Genomic DNA, 20969 nt, shown 5'->3' with positions numbered 1-20969 from the left:
TTTAAAATTAACAAAAATTCATTGAAATAGGAAAGGATCTGCTAGTTGATGTGACTTCTGTTAAGGAAGTATTAACAAAAGAAGGGGGTACATAAAGGATAAGTTTATCCATAAACGGGATTACATTTTATGAATACCTTTCCATTAGTAACTAGCTAATTCTAAAGTTAAGTGACCCTTGCATTCTGTTTACTACTCTATAGGATTCCATCATCAGCTTTACTTATAGTAACTAATGACTTTAGAGCTCACACTGGGCTTAACTCAGCGCTATTACATCGTGGTATTTAGGAAATATTACCTTACAAAAAGTAAATAAAACTTGTCATTAAGTATTTATTTTATATCTTTGTGTAAATAAAACTTTACAATTAATCAAATACTATTTACAAATGAAAAACAAATGTATTTCTGAGCCTCAAAAAAAGAGCACCAAGCGTCTTATGCTATGGACACTATTGTGGGTTGTTTCATTGTCGGTTTCCACATTCGGTCCTAAGTTCATCTGGAATGAAAATACAACAATTAGCCTTATTGCTATAATCATAAATACTGGTCTTGGAGCAGGTATGATCTGGGCTAATGTAAAGCACTTTACAGTGCTTGATGAACTTCAAAAGAAAATTCAATTAGATGCTATGGGCATTGCATTGGGTATCGGAATCGTAGGAGGGTTAAGTTATTCTACCTTGGATATTGCTAATGTTATTACTAAAGATGCTGAAATTGGCTTTTTGGTGATGTTAATCAGTGTTTCTTACATCATTGCTACAATCATCGGAAAAAAACGATACGCATGAAAAATAGATTAAAGGTACTACGTGCAGAAAGAGATATGACTCAGGCAGATCTTGCACAGGAATTAGAAGTATCGAGACAAACTATCAATGCGATAGAGAAGGGGAAGTTTGATCCAAGTTTACCCTTGGCATTTAAAATGTCTACCTTATTTAAGTTGCCTATAGAAGAGATCTTTGATAATTCAGCTTCAGAATGAGCTGACAAAACATAAAGTCTAAACCTAATAAGCCACAAACGCAATAGCATACAGTGGTAATCCCCAGATCTATTGCGTTTTTTGTTACTTATTTCGCTACAATAATCCTAAACTATTGGGTTTTTTGTAGCAGTGACAGCGCTATTCTTGAGCTATGAATTTTTTATAATGTTCATAACGCTCCATGATTTGTTTCACATAATTTACCGGCTCAATACCTCTTACGTATCCGTACTTTACACCAGGTTTATTATAATTTGAGGGGTAGGTGAGTGCCAGCACCATTTTTTCTACGTGATCATCCCAAATATGGGGATTCAGGTTTTCTTGTTGGGCCAAAAACTGCGCATCTTTAATATGATAATACCCACAATTATAGGCAGCCATAGTAAATTTGATACGCTGTAGACTATCTTTTACTTCCGTAAATTTCTCATAATTCTGTTGTAAATAGGTTATTCCTCCTTTGATGTTTTGTGCTGGATCATTGAGGTTGTTTACCCCTAAGCTTAAGGCCGTACTGGGCATAAGCTGCATTAATCCCTGTGCACCAGTCCAGGACTGAGAATCGTTTTTAAAACGAGATTCCTGATAGATTAATGAGGTTATTAAACGCCAATCCCAACCTATTGTATCCGCATACTTTTTTATGATCCCATCATATTCACTTATTTTATTACCATTGATACTCATAAACTCACTTTGAATACGACGTCTATAATCTCGCTTGTTTTTAAAATAGCGGTTATAAATTACGTGGTAGGGAGCTTCTTTCTTTTCTTGTGCAATCCATTGATTTATAGCCTCCAGTAATTGCGGCGAATTTTTTCGTACTGCCCAAGCAATCCGTTGAGATAGACTTAGGGGAACATTGACATTCAAAATAGGATTATAGGTTGCATTAACATTGGCAAGGTTTTTATCCGCGACTGTATATTTCAGTTCTCCGTCTGCTACTTTTTTAATAATCTCTTCAGTACTTAAGGTACCTGATAAAGTATCGATATAAATGGGTCCACCTAATTCTCTAGACAAATTTTCAATTCTTTTTATATACGATGAATTTTCTCGTACCGCTACGGTGTCACCGATTAAATCAATCGCATTGTGGTATAAACTATCTTCCAACGTATTCCAACGCAGGCTTCGCCAGTTATCAGGTTTTTTTTGCACTAAAACTTGTTGGGTTAGGTATAAATACTCCGTAAACGATACTTCTTTTTTGCGGTCTTTGGTGATGGTTAACCCATGCGCAATCATATCAGCTTCGCCTTCATTGAGGTTATGAAAAATGCTATCCATATTTTTAACCAATACCAATTCCAGTTCGAGATCAAGGTGTGCTGCTAATCGTTCTAAGAGTTCATATTCAAAACCCATAGGTTGGCCACGGTACAAGAAATAACTGGTACTGCTATAAGTAATTAATACTTTGAGTTTTCCACTTTTTTGTATGGCTGCCAGATCTCTCGAAACGGGTTCCTTTGGTATTATTTTATTAGCTTGTTCTTTATCTGTATTGCAACTACATAGTAGGGTGATAAGTGTAAGTATAATTAGGTAGTAGTGTTTCATAATTTTTTTTTGATTTGTGTGCTTTCAGTAGTCTTCAACCTTTTGAAAACTTATGTTTTATAGTTAAAGTTTTGTGTTTAAGATGGCCAGGCAAATTTTTATACCTTGTCGGATATTACCAACCCGAATATTTTCATTGGGACTGTGCTGATTATTATCCATATTCACCATAGGCACAATTAAGGTTGGTAGATCTAGCGCATTTATTAATGGAACAATGGGTACCGTTCCGCCCATAAGGCGAATGACGATAGGCGTGTCTTCAAATTCATTACTCAGCTGGGATCTTATTTGTTTTCCAAAATTAGCTTCAGGGTTGGTTCTAAAGGCATTAATTACCCTTGGAGCGGCTATGAATTTTGCGATCTTAGGATATGTAAGTCTTTCTTCATCTGTGGGGTCTCTATCGATTACATAGTACCCTTGTTGTATGATGTGTTGTTTTATTTTTGCTAATTGTTCGGTGCCTTCAGTTTCTGGAACCAGCCTTACATCCATATGCGCCGTCGCATAGGCTGGGATTACCGTTTTAAGGCCTTTACCTTTCCACGAGGTTTCTATTTGACGCACATTCAGCGAAGGATATTGTAAGGCTTCCTGATAGGTTTGACCGACTTCTTCTGAACTGTATATTCCTAATTGAGTATGCAACGCTGTCGCATCGTAGGGAACTGCTTTGAGCAGCAGATTGATTTTTTGATCGATCCCAATCCCTTTATAATACTCCTGTATCAACACCTTTCCCTGATCATCTTTCATACTCGCTAGTAGTTTGGCAAGATGGAATACTGGATTAGGCACATAATTACCATAATGGCCACTATGCTGTGGTAGCTTGGCACCATACGTCGTTATCGAACAGCTGGCAATTCCTCTGCAGCCAAAGGTAAGTGTGGGTTTGTTGGTAGGATGCATGGGTCCATCCATCACTATAAAATAATCCGCTGCATAGCGATCTTTATAGGTCTCAAGTGTCGACAAAAGTGCTTTTGAACCATATTCTTCTTCGGGATCAAAAATTATTTTAATATTAAATTGGGGTTCTTTTTTCATTTCTAGCTTCAGCACCCGAAGTGCTTCTAGCAGCATAATTATGGGAGCCTTATCGTCCGCTGCTGCTCTGGCAAAAATTCGCCATTCATCATCAATAGTTTCATTCAGTGCTGACCAATCCAGGGTTTGCCATTGATCGTTGGTATTTTTTTTCTTTAATACCGGGATAAAAGGATCTTTTTGATCCCAGGATTGGGGATTTATGGGTTGTCCATCAATGTGAAAATAGAACAACACTGTTTTCAATTTTGGGTCAATTACTTTTTCTGCTAATAGGATGGGAAGGGTGGATGTAGGTAGTAAGGTGGTTGTAAAGTCTGATTGCCGATACTCCTTAGCTACCCAATTTATATTATCTAGCATCGATGCTTCATTATCCGGAAGATTTGGAAGGCTTACTAACGCTTTGTGAAGCAATAGTGTATTCTTAAAGTTTGCATCGATGCGTTGATCAACCGTATTTTGTGCAGCTCCTAGATGTGTAACCAGTACAATCAGGCTCATCAATAAGATGACTTTATCCATTTGCAATATTTTGTGCAGGTACCCCATAATTACTTTGGGTTTGGGTTATGAAATAGTATACAGGGAAAACGTTGTAGGAGCGCAGAGGTTAGGCCGTTTGTAGTCATCATAAGCGTTCTTTTTCTGTAAGATAGGAACTTTAACGCTAATCACAAAGCGCTTCCTAATACCGTAAGGTAAAGACTAAGTCATTTAAAAGCACAATCATAATATGCTCGGAAACCAATAACGATTATTACGGTTTATTTTTTTCCGCTTACAAAGCGATAATAGGATAATTGTTCATAACCTTTTTTATGATCGGCGGTATATTGAAATCCAAGTTTTTTTAAAAGTTTTATAGACTTCATATTATCCGGTTTGGTTATGGCAATAATATGTTTGTAATTGTCTGTTTTTTTCAAGATTTCGAGATAAGAACTGCTTGCTTCATAGGTGTATCCCTTTTTTTCAAATTGGGGTAAAAGCGCAAAACCAAAATCAGGAAATTGTTCTTCTTCTCTTTTAAGAAGCGTAAGAATTCCAATAGCTTTTTGAGAAGATTTTACTTCAAAAACAGTATAAAAAAAGTGTTCATTATCAAGTATCTTGTGAATGTAATTCTCGGCATCTTTTTTATCCAAAACATTTCTATCACCGATAAATTGTAGCCAACCTTTTGAATTCACTAATGCTAAAATAAAATCAGCATCCTTACTATTTATCGGTCTGAGAATTAATCTTTTCGTTTCAATTTTGATATTCATTTTTATAGGCTATTTGGTCACTATCGATAAATCCATTTAAAAGAAGGACTCGATCAATTATACCTTTTGAATCTCTTAGAAATTTCATAGCAGCATCCATATGCTGCATATAAAATTGATTTGATGACTGCGGTATTAGAGGGACTGTATTGGGTCCAAGTACCACAAACAGACTATCCTTTGTCTTTTGAACTTCAAAGTTTACATTTTCATTTAACGAATAGGCTCCTGTATAATTCTTTAAGGTGGAGGTGTCAATCGGAAATGGTGTTCTCAAAAGTGGTAGTTTATAGTCCTCATCTTTTAGAATTGCTACAGTACTTTTTGTTATTTCCTTAGTAACTGGATGTCTACGGTTGCTTAATACAACAATAGAAATGCTGTCTTTTAGATTATTAACCAAAGCGTAACTAAATCCATCATTTTCTAAGTAACCATAAATATTTAGTTCTTTAGGATTGGCGTTTACAATTTTTATCAAGTCGCTTCCAGTGGATTTTAATCCGCTACTGCTATAAGCTTCGTTCAAATTATAGGTTGGAGACCTTTGTAATTCCAATCCTTTGTTTCTATAATTATGATACAGGTAGCCTACAGCACTGTTGGTATCCTTTTTCTGAAAATAAGTGTTTTCCAGATTTAAATTAGCGCTGTATGTTTCGAGATTTTTCTGGTAGCTATTATTGCTTAAACCCTCAATGAGTTTTCCTTTGATGTTTTTATCAACCTCTGTTTCTTTTTTTAGTATATCTTGTATTGTAGCACCTTTTTTAAGGTTGGGTAGGTATTTTGATAGTTTATCAGCGGGGTCTATTTGTTTTTCTATTATCAATCCCTCCAGTATGTTATTCGTTATTACATCAGATATTTCTCCGATTTTAAAAGCTGTTTGGTTGGTAAAAGGAATTTTGTTTTCATAATCAGCGAATCCAAAACTCCGCTGGTAGATCGTAGCTTTATCTTTAACTATAACTATGGTTCCACTAAATCTGTTTAATTGAAGATAACGATTGGCTAAGCTATCAATTGCATTACTTTTAGATGTCTCAAGTTTGTCGCCATAATTGTTTTGACAAGACAAACAGGTAAGTAAACAAATTATTAGGTAAATGATGTTAATCTTCATGATATTGTTCTGGGTATAACATTTATGAGTTAGGAAAAGTAGGAAAAGTTTTGATAACAATTCACTTTCCGAGTTTTAGTATACGGAGCGCTCCCTGAATGACTAACCCAAAAACGATAGTTCCGATAATTAAGTCTGGTAGACTGGAGTTCAGCCAAAGGACTAAAACTCCGGCGAGGACTACGCCTAAATTAATAATAATGTCATTAGAGGTAAATATCATACTGGCTTTCATATGCGCTTCTTCCTTGCTTTTTGACTTTTGTAATAGGTACAAGCAAATACCATTGGCGATCAGTGCTAATAGCGAAACGATGATCATCGTACTAAAGTCGGGTAGCTGCTCCGTTCCAAAAAACCTTCTCAGTACTTCTGCAAATCCAATACAAGCCAATATCATTTGAAAATATCCTGCTAATTTGGCAATCCGCTTTTTTTTAGTCACGGTTCCGCCAACAGCAAATAGACTTATTCCATACACAAAACTATCTGCCAGCATATCCAAACTGTCCGCTACCAATCCCATTGACGTAGCAAGGAGGCCAGTGGTCATTTCGATGACGAAAAACGCAAAATTAATAATGAGTACCGTATAAAGTAGCTTTTTTTGTGTGGTTTGTTCTTTAAAAGTACGTTGTTCCGTAGGTTCCGTTGCGATTTTCTTTCCGCCTAAATTGAGCGCTAAAACAGCGTTTTCGATAGGGGCAACGGTGCCCTGATGATACACGGATAATGTACGGTTGGGGATATCAAAATGCAGATGTGCAATACCTGAAATTCCATCGAGTTGCATTCGGATCAGATTTTCTTCTGAGGGGCAATCCATTTGGGTAATTTCAAATACGGTTTTGTACACGTAGGCTTTTGTTTGAGGAAGCTTCACCATTTGGCTAGGTTCCTTATGCGTTGCAACTCCTAAATTACGAAACAAATAGGAATGAGGCATAGTATTAAGGCGTTTCTCAAATACCTCCTGGACAGGAAGGATGATGTTATCATTAACTGTGTAAACTTGACATTGTACCATAAAGCTATTCTCGTATATCATTTGGTTTGCTTCTAATCTATTTTACGAAACCAAACATTTCGGGTTCTGCCATTAGAAATTTTCATCCCAATTACGTTGCTGTTAGCATCTCTTTTTATTTCAACGGTATCCACTGGCCAAGTACCAGCATATATATCATCAAATACTCGTTTTAATTTGATTTTTCCGTGTCTGATGTGCTCACAATACACCTCTGTCTGTTCTTGCAAAATGGTATAGGTTGTTTTCAATTCTGGACTGTAATACGCTCCAATATACGCTCTCGGATCAGTTGAATTATCCGATGCTATTGTTTGATGCAGCGTTAGACTACCAGGGATTTGATTTGGAATCGATACCGTGATTTTTGGAACCTTGTTAGCTGTTTCAAAATGAAGTAATACATATTCGCCTACGTTTATTAATTGAAAAGTCGAAGCATTTATAGGTACTAATGGATATGCTACACCCGATGGGGTTTCGTATCTCAACCTATCCTTTTTTATATAAATTTTACGTCCGTATTTTTCCTCATCGCTCCAATAAATGCCTTCGAATTTAGAAAGTTGTTGGTTGGATAGGGTAGCATAATTGGTTGATTGCTGCGTTTTAGGAGTCGTTATCACTGTGCTTTCTTCGGTATCAAAAATAATATTAGTTATTGCATTTAGCTTGGATCCCATACCGCTATTCGAAAAATTGGTTAAAATTACAATTTGAACGTGTTCTTCTGGATAAACTCTGGCAACCGCTCTATAACCTCCAACAGCACCACCGTGTTGAATCATTTTTTTTCCAAGATGTTCCTCTATTCGAACCCCAAAACCATAGTTGGTTTGATATCCGTTATGCAAGGGCGTGGTGGTTACTAAGGTACTAAAAGCGTCACTCCATTCTTTTTTAGGATGTATGAAATTTTGCAACCACAGCATAAGATCTGCTGTTGTAGAGTAAATGTTACCAGAGCCATAGTATCCCCAATGTTCTATAGCTCGTCTAAATGGATTATTGCCATTGTACGAGGTGGCATTGTTGGTAACAATACGATCTGGTTTAGCGGCTACGTAGGTGTTTTGCATCCCTAAGGGGTCGAATATAGTATTCTTCATCCAGGTAGGGAATGAGGAGTTGGTTACCCGTTCTATGATTTTGGCTAGTAGGATATAGCCTGTATTGCAATATAAAAACTCCTCACCGGGTTTGAAGTTAAGGTCTTTCTGATTTTGAAGAACTCGGTAAAGATCCTCATTCGTTGCTATATCGGTGGCTCTCCATCCAGCCAGGGCAAGCAGTCCGTGTAGGTCTCTTAATCCACTAGTGTGATGTAATAGATGTCGAATGGTAATGGTCTCTCCAAAATCGGGTAGTTCTACAAGGTATTTGCGAATATCATCGTCAAAGGAGAGTTTATGTTGTTGCTCCAGTAACACAATCCCCATAGCAGTAAATTGTTTAGAAATCGAGCCAATGTTAAACCGTGTTTTTGTAGTGTTGGGGATATCGTACTCCAAACTGGCTAAGCCATAGGCTTTGGAGAAAATGGTGGTATTGTTTTGAACTACCATGATGGCACCACCAGGATGATTAGGGGAATCCCAAGGGGCAAATACACTATCTAGCTGTTGAAAGTGTTGCTGACTATGCGAAGAAAAACAACCCATGAGTACGAATACTCCAATAGCTAGTAATTGATATATTGTTGTGTGCATTGCTAATAGACTTTTGTTTTAAATACGATGGATACAAAAGTCACTAAATAAGACAAGGCAAAAGCACTAGATGACCTGCCAAATCACCGCCAAAAAGCCGCCAGCGCCTATATAGCCTTAGATAATATTAAATTTTACATAAAAGTACAGTTGGTTGTTCTTGTTAAGTTCAATACTGTTTCTTATGATCATAAACGCATTAACGAGTACGAGTAGTAGGAGTGCTCCGATTATTATATCTCGACCCAGGTTTCCAAAATTAATCAGGTTACCGATTACAAAAGTAAGTAGCATAACTATCGCCCAAAGTATTTGAAGGGTTATAAGTTGTTTGGTGATAGCATTGAAATGTTGTTTAAGCAATGCAATAAATAAGGGAACGGCAACATTGACTATAGGAATAAAAACCACTGGCAACGTAGACAGGTTAATGAGATTGTTTATGTTAAAAGTGGTGGTTGATACAGCTACCTCTTTTTGTAACAGTTGAGCTTCATCTACCTCCAGTGCTTTGGCCAGGGCTTTCAGGGTATATCCTTTTGGATCAATACCGGATTCTACACGTTGGATAGTTCGTACTGAAACTCCTGACTTTTCTGAAAGTTCTTCTTGGGTTAGGTTTAATTTTTCGCGGTACGCTACCAGTTGGGACATAGGATTAAATTCGTCTAAGGTTTTTTGAATATTAGACCAGTTGTTTGTCTGGGTTTACAAAGCGTTTATAGTAGCTAATGTACTAAACAAAAAGGAATGTCATAACATCCTGTAGCTAATTTCTAAGTTAGCGGTATCAAGGAGGGAAGTGCCCATATTTAATACAACTTATAGTCCATATAATGATCTAAATAAAGTAGTAAGGTAGACAACAGGTCTAAGGTTTTTCGTAGGATACGTGTTTGTACCACCTTTCTTATTTATATTTAGATTTCATATTAGGAGGTGGTGGCGGTAAAGGTAGTTGCCTGAAATAATCAAAGAAAACTCTCAATTTTAAGGTATCCTTGGTTTCCTCATTGATTTCATCAAATGCTCGAGTTATTTTAATGAGCACTTCTTTGAGTTCTTTTCCATTCATACTGGTATCGATAGTGACTTCTACAAGAGCCCTTTCAGGAGCATCTGAGTAGTGAGGTACACGACCTTTATTTTCAAAATGTCTTTTTAAAATTCTTTTTAGTTCGCTAATTGGATAACCGTTATCAATTAAAATGGAGTCAGATTTTATTCGAAGTACATTTTTGAATTTCACTAATCCACCATCATAAGTATAAGGAATAACCTGTTTCTTTATTGTACTGTCATTAAACTCCACAAATAATCTTTTTTCTTCATTATAATACCTAGCAATTTTATTTGTTAATTCTTTGAAATTCAATTGTACGGTATCCAAATCGACTAATTCTATTTTTTCAATAGGGAATGAGCTTTTTGAAGGATAATATCTGGTTTCAGTGGATTGTTTAGTACAACCTAAAACTAAAAATAACGTAGCTATGTAACATACATTTCTCATTGTCTGTTCAATCATTTGAATGGTGTAATACTATTTTTCGATTATTGACGAGTATTTTTAAGTAATTCCTTCATATGAGCAATTGCATACGGAATGATATCTACTTTTTCGTCAACAAATACATCGGGCGCTATTCCATATGGGTCAATAGGGTTTTCCTTGATATCTTTGGCGCGGTAGGAGGATGGAAAAACTACTTCAAAACAACCTATATCCTTTGATAAACCATTAAACCCATCCACAACTCCTGCTGTATTTTGACCGTACACCACAACTTTGTTGCTTTGATTTGCCCTATACACAAAAGTTTCTCCAGAACTTGCAGTTTCTTTATCTATGAGCATAATGACTTTTTTAGGTCCGTTGTATAGGGTATCTGCTTTAAAAGTGAACGCATACTCTGGATAATCAAAAAATGCGGTGCCTTTATTGGCCATCATTAGGTCATAACCTGCCTTTTCTGTTTCGGTATAGTCTTCAACTTTCTTATTGGGTTCTCCTGTATCGTAATCCATAAATGTTTGAATATTATAATCACTCAACCAAAAACCACTGGCAGGGAGCTTTATTGGGCCATTTAACATGTAGGGTAATACAGGAAAATAGGTTGCGTCATTTCCCCCTTTATTTCCTCTGACATCAACAATCATGATGTCTGCTTTTATAATATTTGTATGGTGCGCCTGTAGTAGGCTATCTACAAATGAAGGCTGAACAGAATAAAAGTCAGGAAGTCTTAAATAGGGGATCTTGTCCACATAGGTAAGATGAAATTCGTTAAATTTTGTTGCTATGGCATCACGATTGGGTTCAGCTGTGGTTGTAGGCCATATTTTTTTCCATTGTAAACCGTCTATTTCTAATGTTGATCTGCTTAGTAGTTGACCTGTTGTATTTTTAATGGAATGGTCGCCCATCATGTATTTTATCTTGTAGGGTTTTCCATAAGTAGTAGTAATTTCAAATTTAATATCAGATGGCTCCCAATTGGAGCTACCACTAGCTGTAATCACCCCTACAAAATCCCGAACCGTTGTACTGCCCTCTGGATTGGGAATGATAGCAACGGTATAGTTTCCACTTTTCCAAATACCAAAAATTGGATTTAAGTTGTAATTATTTTTAACATACTCTTCTTTATACTCAGCTTCTGAAATTTCTATGTGCTCTTCGTTAATCTCACTGGTGCTCTTATTTATAATGTAGGTATGGCCATCTCTAAAGAATTGAAGATACTCCTCCAGCACTGCTCTACAATCGCTTACACCGATAGTTTTATTTGCCTTGGCTCGCATCACTTGCTTATGGGCGGTGTACAAATCCCTGTTTTCGTCCGTAACTTTATAAATAAATAAAGAATAATCTTGTTCATAGGTCGCTACAGCTTTTTCATAGAGTTCACTACATAGGCAATCTTGGGCTTGTATGGAGCTAATTGCGGTTATCGCCAAAAAGGTGGTAAGCAATGGGTTTAAAAATTTTGTCATTAAGATGTATGGTTTTGTGTATGGTAAGTTTCTGTTATAATGTTCACTACTCCTTTGTTACTGAGGTTTGGTGTAGGGCGAATGCTGTAGTTAAGCAATTTACCTCGCAAATACCAACCGAAGCTGTTTGCCGAAAGGTAGGCAATCGATTACTATTATAAAGCGATAGTAAGAGTTATTTTGGATTATCCAGCAGCATTTGGTCAATAATTGGTCTTCACTTCTCCATTATATCTGGGAGCTTAATAAGAGGGTCTTTCATAGGGTAAATTGATGTGACTCGTTTTTTATATTAGGTAATAGGAGTTATTAATGATAATTCCAATTACTATTGAAACCACCATAAAACCGTAGCTCTTTTTAAGCTTTATTTTACTACAGATTAATTGTAAACCAAGAAATAGGTTTACCAAGCAAAGAAATATATTTGCAAATAAAACCCAATCAGGATACATAAAAGCAAAAAGTAGATCAGTATAATGATATTGGTAATAAAGATATATCGTTTCATACATCCAGTATGCGGACAATACCATTTGAATTATGCCTGTACTTATGTTATTTTTCGTTTTTATCATTAATAACAGATAGGAATTAGCCAATAGTAAGCTTGATGTACAAGGTGTTAGTTTTTAAAACGTCTTATTACATAAGAAGCTTAATAATAGTCTTCATAGACTTTTCTGAATTTAATACCGTAAACGACTTCAACTGTTTTGGATAACTAAATCTTTCTAAATCTCTTGAGGCATTAATACTATTACATCGAAGTTACAAACTTCGAATTGTGGAGTATATGTTTTTATCTAAAAAGAATTTCTCGCTCCGATCTGGATTTTAGTTTACGAAATAACGAAAATAAAGTAAGACCCATAATTGTGGAATATCCAATTATAAGTTTTGTTACCCCTAGATTACCGAGTATAAAAACTAGACCTCCTATTCCAATTCTACCGCCGCCACCGCCTCGCAGTTCGAAAATAGTACCTTTTTCAATTTCAATGGCATAATACAGACTCCAAATAAAAATTCCTGTAAGCATTAAGATGGCAAAAATTTGTGCCTTGCAATAATTGAAAAAGCCAGGTAATTCTGATTTATAGGTTAACCCGGGAATATCCATTTTTAAGCATTCAAAAATTTCTTTTTTGGTTTTTTCGTTTGCTATGTGGAGTTCTTCCTCAGAGTCTTTACCAAAATATATTTTTATGTGTTTGACTCCTTTTTGGTTGCTTATTTTTTTGATGTATGGATAGGGTATGCTGAACAATTCTTTTTCAATTTCGTTAGGTAAAGAAATTTCAGGATTTAAAGGTAGTTTATTGATTTTGTCCGGATCAAGATTTCCTTTATAAATGGTTTGGTTTTTAATTAAAATCAATTGGTTTGATTTGGATTCAGGTAGCTTCCAAACTTTTTTCATCTTATATTTAAATTTAATTTGAGTAGTAGCAAGGACATCTATTATGAGTAATTAGATATTAAGTAAAAGTGGATTACTAGTAACTTATTGTATGGGGCATTCGGATTTGATTTTTATTTTTTGGTTGTTGTCTTTTTATCTTTGTTCAAAGCCCATCTTTTTATTTTTTCGTTCAAAGTTGTATAACCAATTCCGCCTAATAACATACCAATTGGCATTCCGATTAAAGTCCGCCAAAATTCTTTCGGGTTTCTTCGATAGTCTGGTAGATAAGCCCAGTATAAGAACGCTCCAAAAAGAATGATCAAAATAGCGATAATTATAAATTCATTCATATTTTGAGGTAATAAGTATTATTTCAGTTTGTCAATTATACGTTCAGCCAAATTATGATCTTTGGAATCAAGCAATATGACCGTTGGCCCAAAAATATTTTTTATAGCAAGAAGCCCATAAGATGAGTTAAATAATATGGGTCCTGTACCATCAGTTACAGGATCTTCTAAGTGATAATAATCAAATTCAATAGAATTAAGCTTATTGTCCTTAAAAGACTTTGTATTAGTTTTTATAAATTTTTCAAAGCCAAAGAAAATAGTATTTGAATCCATGATTTTCTTTATGGAGAAGGTTTTTGTGGTATCAATTAGATTAACATACGTATATTTCTGAGATCTATCGGTTTTAGTAAACGTAAGTCTAAATTTTTCATTCTTAATTTTTGAACCGTAGAAAATAGTAGCAAACTTTTCAGAGCTCCAATTTGAATTATTATCGGTACATCCAAAACAAATCGTGCTGATCAAAATGTATATTACAAGAATTCTCAAAATATAATATCTTTATTGTAATTTGATTATAATAATTATTGTATCACATCGGTATCAATGATATTCTTCATAGACTTTTCTGCATCTACTACAGAAAACGACATTCACTTTTTTGGGATAACTAAACCTATTTAAATCTCTTGGTGCATAAATGTTAGCCATAGGAAAAAGATTCTTTTCTTTTCTATAAGAGATTGTTGAGTTAACTTCATTTCCATCGATTATGGTAACGGTGTCATGCTTCAATTTATAATGATGGACAGGACAACGGTTGAATATCCTATAAATTTGTTCGTATTCGATTGTTTCTAAGTCGTATTTATTAAAAAAGTCCTTTAACAAGGATTCTTGCCAAAATAAAAGTCTTTTTTTTAAAGGAAACGTATCATAAAGAGATAAGATAAAATGATTATATTTTTCATTTCCAACAAACTTCTCAAATTCAATTCTTATTTCTTCGTAAGTCAATTCCTTTTTTATTTAAAATTATCGTTCAACCAATAGTTGGCATACGTCCACATAACATTTTCTTTGTCTTTTACGAGTAATTTTTTTAACTGAATTTGATTGAAATAGGTGCAACCTGAACATACAGAGACCAAATCAGTCGATAGATATGCTTTTTTAATTAACTCTTTGTCCGTTGCTGTAAGCTGGTATTTGTCCAGTTCTGATAATCGTTCCGCCACAATTACCGCCATAAATCGCTCTGCAGGATTTTTTGATTTCAATTTTTTAATAACCTTTTTATATTTTTTGTCACGAATCTCAAAAGTTACATCATTAACAATGTCCGAACTTATCCCGCCCATATAACATCCAAATCCAATTAATTCCTTTGGATTGATGTTATCTTGTGCGAATCCATTGTATGAAAGAAGAAAAGTAAGTAGTATAATTAATTTTTTCATTTTTTTAAATCTTGTACAAGCGTTAAGGCTTAGATTTACTAAATATTGAAGTAGCAATATAACAATTACAAATAAAATGGTATTTGACAGGATTTCCTTAATTAAGTTCCAAAAAACTGCTTAGAATACTTTTGGTTGGCATCAATATGAAGAATGTTAAACATGGTTTGATAATAGACACCAAGTACAATAGCTAATCTATTCTCAAATTTTCTTAGGTCGTATTCGCTTGCCCTATATAAATATTTTTGTGCGAGTCTGGGGCTTAGTCGATATTTTGAGTTCATTCGTAAAAAACTGCTCGTTCCAAGTTTCCAGTCAATGCTGTTAGCAAGACAAGTTGAAAAATTAGCACTTAGTTTTACGCGAATTGGATTCATGGCATCAACATTAAATATTTTTTTCTCTAGTTTTTCTTCTTTTTCTGAACGTGTTGATTCAGTCCATAAGTTCAAATTTCTAATTTTTAATGCTAAGGAATCTTGAAAAAACCCAATGGATAGTTCTTTATCTACCAAATCAGATATGAATTCAAAATAAGCTGCTTCAATTGAAATATCCGTGTACCGTTTTTGCAGTTTGGACTCAAATAATTGCACCGCTTGTACTAAAATTTCTTTCTGTGCTTTGGTAGTGCAATTTTTCGAAGATGAATCATATCCTGATTTACAGGCAAAAAAGCCAAGAAAGAATATTAGAAATAATTTTTTAAATGTTGATACCAATAGTGCTGTATAGGGTTTGTTCTTTGGTTAAGCACCTAATATAAAAAATACATTCTGAATAGTGCTTCGAAGTTACAAACTTAGAAGAGTGGGTTTTTTATTTTTTATTCAGAGTTTTTAGATCAGATTTAACATCTAAAGATTTACGTTCCGCATATTGGATGCTGTCAATTTTTTTGTTCGAAATAAATCTGTAAAATATTCCCTTTTTCATATCTGTAACATACCAAATATAATTTGATTTATTTTCAAAAATGTCGAGTATGGCAATTTGATTATTGTTTAAACCTAAAATAGAACTGCTTGTTCCGTTGATATGATCAATAAGTTTATTTAATTTATCATCCACAACTTGATTATATGTTCCTCCGTCATTTATGGTTTTTCCCAAATTAGTTGCGTCAGAAATTATGACAATCGGTTTATCTGAATTAGTACATCCAACAAGTAAACATATACAAGAACAGACAAGAAGTTGTTTAATTTTTTTCATTTTATTATTTGATTACGCATTACGGTCTCGACAAATAGTAGTTGCGTGGTTTAAGCAACTAATTTATCAAGTACACACCGAATAGTGCTTCGAAATTACAAACTTCGAAGAGTAGGCTAAGGCATTCATAAGATATATTTTTCTTGATAGTTTTTTAATCTTGATGTTCGTATCCAAGTTCTTCATTTTTGTCCCAAAATGCCATAAATAATTCTGAAGCTGAACCTTTTTTTGAAATCCAATCAGCAACGATTTGAATAGCAAGTTCTAAATCTTCAATGTAAGCCATTCTTCCATCACTACCTCTAATACCTTGCTCATTTTTTTTGGCACCACGATTAATTAATATGTTTTTTTCATCATAAACTATACGTCTAACTTGTTCGTTTTCTTTACCTTTTGGTAAGTTATCTTTAAGAAGTTTTGTCAATCCATGATAGTACAGCTGAAATTTCTCAACTGGATCATCTATAGTTTGACCGAGTAATTTTAAAGCTTCATTTTCTACTTCTAGTTCAGAATTTAAATTTATAGAAAGCTGTTCTCCTTTAACTTCTTCTGATTTTTGAATAATTTCTAATCTTTCAATATCAGCTTGTGATAGTTCTCTTTTTTTCTTTTCTATCTCCTTATTTTCCTCTTTCATATTATACTGTTAAAAGTTCTCTTATATTTTCTGCTGCAATCTTTAAAGACTCAGCATCCCAATTTGAAATATTTAGATTTTTAGTAGCCAAATTGATATCAGGAAAATACTCTTTGAAAAATCCCCAATAATTATTGCCTAGTTCTGATTGCCTCCATTGATACTGCGAATAGATTATGCAAGGATGAATTTGACATTCTTTTGCAAATCTTTTTACAATTAATGGATTGTCTATAAGTTTTTCGATATATCTCATTTTTTCAGAAGATAATAGATATTCTGATGCAAATTCGTTCGCTTTATCTTCTTGTAATAGAAATAAATCAGGCTCTCCTGATAAGTGAAATTTTGTGTTTTCTATTGTGTCTAAGTCAAATAAAACATGATTTAGTTCGTGAATAAGAGCAAACCAAATAGTGGCATAATTTTTATTCAGGTCTGTTATCACAATACACGGTTTATTATTAATATAAAAAGTTGCACCTCGAATTTGTGTTTTAGGCAAAGACGGTTGAAATACAACGGTAACTCCAATATTAAACAAAGCTTGGAAAACTGTTAGTAGTCCTTTTTCAACATTTTGCGTATAAGGTTTTATTTTTGGTATTAAATCGACTAAATCTTTTCGGGAATACTCGTTAGGGTTATCAATTAACTCAAAATACTTGTAGGAAGATTTAATCCAAAAGTCTTTCATCTTGTCACTGTAAGACCTTTTTGTTCTACTATATAAAGCGTCGTTTAAATCTTTTTCGTAATCGTAAATTGAATCGAGTTCAAAAAATTCACATATTCTTTCTGATAATTGTTCTACATTATCATCTATATTGATAAAACCTAGACTAGCTAATGTTTTTAAATCAAAATTTTTGTTGATATATGTTATATCCATTGAGTTTTGTAAATCTTTTATTTCCTCTTTAGGTCTATCTTTAAAATGAAGGATTAATAATTCTTCTAAGTTTAATTCTAAAAATTCTCCTAATTTTAAAAGATTCAAAATGTCCGTTTGTTTAGACGATTTTTTTAATATGCCATCTAAACTTTTTCTCTGAATACCTGAAAGCCTTTCAAAATGAGTTTTACTAAGTCCAGTCGATTTAAGTTTGTCCTTGAGTAGTCTTTCAAGGTCTTTGTTCGTCTTAAAACTACTATTTAATATATCACTTATCATTTATTTGCGGTAAATTTACCTCAAATTTAGTGAAAATAATGATATAATCTAATTAAACAAGGTAAATTTACCTCAATTTATGTTTTCTTGAATTAAATATAACGGGAGGTGTATCTTTAATTGGCGACCAAAGAAGCACAGACCTTTATTTTTCAATTGTAAATTTGTAAATAAATCCTATACTTTTGGTTTTAATTCTTAAACCTAGCAATTGAAGACAAATAGTGTTGGCAAGGGTTTTTATTCGATAACTTCTAAGTTCATAGATTTAGCGAAATTTTTTAAAGACTCATCGAAAGTTACTATAATGTCAGTTCTTAAGTTATCATCAAAAATCATTTCTTTGATCACTTCATCTACTAAACTTATATCTCCGACATTGAACGAAAAATTATGTGTAAAAGTTTTTAGAGCTTTTTCTCTGTATTTGTCATCGTAAACTTTATCATATTTACTCTTAGATAATTCCTTTTGTAGATTTAATTTACTAGCTTTTTTTCTTGATAATTTTGAATCTAAAAACTCATATAGAGTTGGAAACGGAATGATTATTTTATAATTATTTTCATCTATTAAATTTGATACAAATTCAACAACTTCTTGTTTATCAATCTCTTTTTCTGGATTGAATAAAGCTATCCAATAGCCTGTATCAAGTATTATTGATTTCATAATTAAAATGGGAGTGTATCATCTTCTTCTTTGCGCCCGAAACCATCCCACACTGGGGTTTTCCTTTGTCCAAATAAGAATTTACCTCTAGGAATTCCCTCATCATTATGTACAATCGCATAAAGTCTATCGTTCTTTTCGAATTTAACCGTTTTGTTTATATCTGTTTTTAATTGTTCAAATTTATCATCATAGGTTAAATCCGTCCCTCTAAAATGATATTCAAAAGCAGAATTAGAATTCCCACAGTCTAAAGCATTATTATTGTCTAAAAATGCATATAGGTTATTATAATCACCTCTCACACCTAAGTCAAAATTTAGTATAACTATATTTGGGTATATCTTAAATAAACTTTTTGGCTAAATTAGTGTTTTTGAAGTAAGCTATTACTTCGATTCTTCATAATTATTGCCAATAGTAGAATAAACGCACCGTTGTGTTTATTACCATTTATATTTATTTATACAAATGAATATACTATTTGTTAATTACCTTAAAGATATAAAAATTCATCTAAGGGTTAGTCCGCAAACAAATCCGAGCTCAAGTAGCGATCACCGCGATCGCAGATAATGGCTACAATAACACCGCTATCCAAGGTTGCTGCTAATTTTAAAGCCGCCGTAACGGAGCCTCCACTGCTCATCCCCGCAAAGACGCCTTCTTCTTTGGCCAATCGTTTGGCCATCTCCGTAGCTTCTTCCTGGCTTACTTCAATGACCTGATCTACTTTAGCGGGATTAAAAATTTTAGGCAAATACGCCTGTGGCCATTTACGGATGCCGGGGATTTTAGCATCGTCAGTGGGTTGCACCCCAACAATTTGTATGGCCTTGTTTTGTTCTTTGAGATAAGTAGAGGTGCCCATTATCGTACCGGTAGTGCCCATAGAGGATACAAAGTGAGTGATTTGCCCCTCAGTATCGCGCCATATTTCGGGACCTGTGGTTTTGTAATGGGCTTTCCAATTATCGTCATTGGCAAACTGATTTAACATTACATAGCCCTCATTCTTTACTTTGGCTTCGGCATAATCTCGAGCTCCCTCAATACCGATATCCGCCGAGGTCAGGGTAACCTTAGCGCCATAGGCACGCATGGTTTGTACGCGTTCTTTGGTAGAATTTTCGGGCATCACCAGCTCAATGTTGAGTTGAAACAAACCGGCAATCATCGCTAAGGCAATACCGGTATTACCACTAGTGGCTTCAATAAGTTGGGTGTCTGTATTGATGTCTCCACGATCCAGTGCCGCTTTGATCATATTATAGGCGGCTCTATCTTTAACACTACCGCCAGGGTTGTGCCCTTCGAGTTTAAGGTAGAGTTTGATGTTAGGGTTGTTGAGTAGCGTGGTGGCTTTTACCAAAGGGGTATTGCCAATGAGGTCTAGGATAGAGTGCGACATTTAAATCACTTTTTTAATCTTAATTTCTGCAGTATTGGTTATTAACGAATTGGGCGGCACGGATTCAGTAATCCACGCATTACCACCGATCGTACTATTAGCACCGATCACGGTATTGCCGCCTAGTATAGTGGCATTGGCATAGATGGTTACATTATCTTCTACGGTAGGATGTCGTTTTACGTTGCGCAGCTTGCGATCTACATACAATCCGCCCAGGGTAACCCCCTGATATATTTTTACATTGTTTTTGATGATTGCGGTTTCGCCAATGACAATACCGGTAGCGTGGTCGATAAAAAAGGATTCCCCAATCACTGCACCTGGATTGATATCGGTACCGCTTAGGCGATGCGCATATTCGGTCATCAGTCTTGGGATGAGCGGTAACCCAAATTTAAACAACTCGTGACTCAAACGGTAAATGGCGATAGCATAAAAACCCGGATAGGCCAGGTACACCTCTTCTATAGAATTCGCTGCAGGATCACTTTTGATGAAAGCCGCTGCATCGAGATTCAGTTTTTCTAAGATTACCGGTAATTTTTCCAAATAGGATTGCCATATCTTACTACAGGGTTTTTCGGTTTCCCAGCAGGCCAGATCGATTAACTCCGCAAAGGTGACCTCCAACATATCAATGTTTTTGGCTACTTCGGTGTTGGAATCAAAAAGGGTATAGAATAACAGATTGGTAAAATATTCTGTTTTCTCTTTGAGTTCTAATTTTAAATTAGGATTCTTTTTTTGCTCTTCGATATTGGCAATAATTTCTGCTCTTGTCATAACCGGTACTTAAATACGTACGTAAATATATTGAATATACACTAGTTTTTGGGCTGCAGGCTACATTTTACAACGAAACCTACACGAAAATAGGAGGGAAGCCGGAGCTCCAGAAAGGTTTTGCGATAAATTTACGTTAA

The 20969-nt window shown here is 34.6% G+C and carries 24 protein-coding genes; 2 read left to right on the top strand and 22 right to left on the bottom strand.

Annotation, left to right across the window (positions count from 1 at the left end; genetic code table 11):
* The first annotated feature begins 392 nt into the window (after window positions 1–392).
* Both EV197_RS12235 and EV197_RS12230 read left to right on the top strand, forming a co-directional pair.
* The gene (locus EV197_RS12235; RefSeq protein WP_130287045.1) at window positions 393–800 is read left to right on the top strand and encodes a hypothetical protein; all 408 of its coding nucleotides are present in this window, start codon (window positions 393–395) and stop codon (window positions 798–800) included.
* Entirely contained in the window at window positions 797–997 is a 201-nt protein-coding gene (locus EV197_RS12230) for a helix-turn-helix transcriptional regulator (RefSeq protein WP_130287044.1), read from the top strand. Before EV197_RS12235 ends, EV197_RS12230 begins: the two co-directional genes overlap by 4 nt.
* Before the next feature lie 141 nt (window positions 998–1138).
* On the opposite strand, the gene EV197_RS12225 is transcribed toward EV197_RS12230, so the two are convergent.
* The 22 genes from EV197_RS12225 to epsC form a co-directional block, all read right to left on the bottom strand.
* Window positions 1139–2572 carry an MltF family protein gene (locus tag EV197_RS12225; RefSeq protein WP_130287043.1) on the bottom strand — a complete coding sequence of 478 codons (1434 nt, stop codon included), beginning with the start codon at window positions 2570–2572 and terminating at the stop codon, window positions 1139–1141.
* Window positions 2573–2635: 63 nt separating this feature from the next.
* Window positions 2636–4150, bottom strand: a complete 1515-nt coding sequence (locus tag EV197_RS12220) for a M20/M25/M40 family metallo-hydrolase (protein ID WP_242610725.1) — start codon at window positions 4148–4150, stop codon at window positions 2636–2638.
* A 242-nt stretch (window positions 4151–4392) separates the two neighbouring features.
* Window positions 4393–4896 (bottom strand): GNAT family N-acetyltransferase, encoded by a 504-nt coding sequence (locus EV197_RS12215; protein ID WP_130287042.1) that lies wholly within the window; start codon window positions 4894–4896, stop codon window positions 4393–4395.
* A complete protein-coding gene (locus EV197_RS12210; RefSeq protein ID WP_130287041.1) occupies window positions 4880–6022 on the bottom strand; it encodes a serine hydrolase domain-containing protein in 1143 nt (380 codons plus the stop codon). Before EV197_RS12210 ends, EV197_RS12215 begins: the two co-directional genes overlap by 17 nt.
* A gap of 61 nt (window positions 6023–6083) precedes the next feature.
* Window positions 6084–6878, bottom strand: a complete 795-nt coding sequence (locus EV197_RS12205; protein ID WP_130287115.1) for a cation efflux transmembrane domain-containing protein — start codon at window positions 6876–6878, stop codon at window positions 6084–6086.
* A gap of 203 nt (window positions 6879–7081) precedes the next feature.
* Window positions 7082–8758, bottom strand: coding sequence for a serine hydrolase domain-containing protein (locus EV197_RS12200; protein WP_130287040.1), 1677 nt, complete (start codon window positions 8756–8758; stop codon window positions 7082–7084).
* A gap of 117 nt (window positions 8759–8875) precedes the next feature.
* On the bottom strand, window positions 8876–9412 hold the full coding sequence (locus EV197_RS12195; protein WP_130287039.1) for a helix-turn-helix domain-containing protein: 537 nt from the start codon (window positions 9410–9412) through the stop codon (window positions 8876–8878).
* Between the two features lie 256 nt (window positions 9413–9668).
* The gene (locus tag EV197_RS12190) at window positions 9669–10286 is read right to left on the bottom strand and encodes a hypothetical protein (protein WP_242610724.1); all 618 of its coding nucleotides are present in this window, start codon (window positions 10284–10286) and stop codon (window positions 9669–9671) included.
* Between the two features lie 26 nt (window positions 10287–10312).
* Complete coding sequence (locus tag EV197_RS12185) at window positions 10313–11758, bottom strand: S41 family peptidase (protein WP_130287038.1); 1446 nt, start codon at window positions 11756–11758, stop codon at window positions 10313–10315.
* Window positions 11759–12560: 802 nt separating this feature from the next.
* On the bottom strand, window positions 12561–13181 hold the full coding sequence (locus EV197_RS12180; protein ID WP_130287037.1) for a hypothetical protein: 621 nt from the start codon (window positions 13179–13181) through the stop codon (window positions 12561–12563).
* Window positions 13182–13294: 113 nt separating this feature from the next.
* Window positions 13295–13516, bottom strand: coding sequence for a hypothetical protein (locus EV197_RS12175; RefSeq protein ID WP_130287036.1), 222 nt, complete (start codon window positions 13514–13516; stop codon window positions 13295–13297).
* A gap of 18 nt (window positions 13517–13534) precedes the next feature.
* Complete coding sequence (locus tag EV197_RS12170) at window positions 13535–14011, bottom strand: hypothetical protein (RefSeq protein ID WP_130287035.1); 477 nt, start codon at window positions 14009–14011, stop codon at window positions 13535–13537.
* Between the two features lie 54 nt (window positions 14012–14065).
* Window positions 14066–14479 carry a hypothetical protein gene (locus tag EV197_RS12165; RefSeq protein WP_130287034.1) on the bottom strand — a complete coding sequence of 138 codons (414 nt, stop codon included), beginning with the start codon at window positions 14477–14479 and terminating at the stop codon, window positions 14066–14068.
* Window positions 14480–14487: 8 nt separating this feature from the next.
* On the bottom strand, window positions 14488–14922 hold the full coding sequence (locus EV197_RS12160; protein WP_130287033.1) for a hypothetical protein: 435 nt from the start codon (window positions 14920–14922) through the stop codon (window positions 14488–14490).
* A 101-nt stretch (window positions 14923–15023) separates the two neighbouring features.
* Window positions 15024–15647 carry a hypothetical protein gene (locus tag EV197_RS12155; RefSeq protein WP_130287032.1) on the bottom strand — a complete coding sequence of 208 codons (624 nt, stop codon included), beginning with the start codon at window positions 15645–15647 and terminating at the stop codon, window positions 15024–15026.
* Window positions 15648–15744: 97 nt separating this feature from the next.
* Entirely contained in the window at window positions 15745–16140 is a 396-nt protein-coding gene (locus tag EV197_RS12150; RefSeq protein WP_130287031.1) for a hypothetical protein, read from the bottom strand.
* 154 nt (window positions 16141–16294) lie between these two features.
* Window positions 16295–16786, bottom strand: coding sequence for a hypothetical protein (locus EV197_RS12145; protein ID WP_130287030.1), 492 nt, complete (start codon window positions 16784–16786; stop codon window positions 16295–16297).
* A gap of 1 nt (window position 16787) precedes the next feature.
* Window positions 16788–17960, bottom strand: coding sequence for an ImmA/IrrE family metallo-endopeptidase (locus EV197_RS12140; RefSeq protein WP_130287029.1), 1173 nt, complete (start codon window positions 17958–17960; stop codon window positions 16788–16790).
* A 240-nt stretch (window positions 17961–18200) separates the two neighbouring features.
* Window positions 18201–18632: a hypothetical protein gene (locus EV197_RS12135; protein WP_130287028.1), complete on the bottom strand. Its 432-nt coding sequence runs from the start codon at window positions 18630–18632 to the stop codon at window positions 18201–18203.
* 2 nt (window positions 18633–18634) lie between these two features.
* Window positions 18635–18937 carry a hypothetical protein gene (locus tag EV197_RS12130; RefSeq protein WP_130287027.1) on the bottom strand — a complete coding sequence of 101 codons (303 nt, stop codon included), beginning with the start codon at window positions 18935–18937 and terminating at the stop codon, window positions 18635–18637.
* Between the two features lie 218 nt (window positions 18938–19155).
* A complete protein-coding gene (gene cysM / locus EV197_RS12125; RefSeq protein WP_130287026.1) occupies window positions 19156–20043 on the bottom strand; it encodes a cysteine synthase CysM in 888 nt (295 codons plus the stop codon).
* Complete coding sequence (gene epsC, locus EV197_RS12120; protein ID WP_130287025.1) at window positions 20044–20829, bottom strand: serine O-acetyltransferase EpsC; 786 nt, start codon at window positions 20827–20829, stop codon at window positions 20044–20046.
* Between the last annotated feature and the right edge of the window lie 140 nt (window positions 20830–20969).

This window comes from Aquimarina brevivitae, from assembly GCF_004216895.1.
Lineage (GTDB): Bacteria > Bacteroidota > Bacteroidia > Flavobacteriales > Flavobacteriaceae > Aquimarina > Aquimarina brevivitae.
This window is presented reverse-complemented; position numbering and strand designations above follow the sequence as displayed.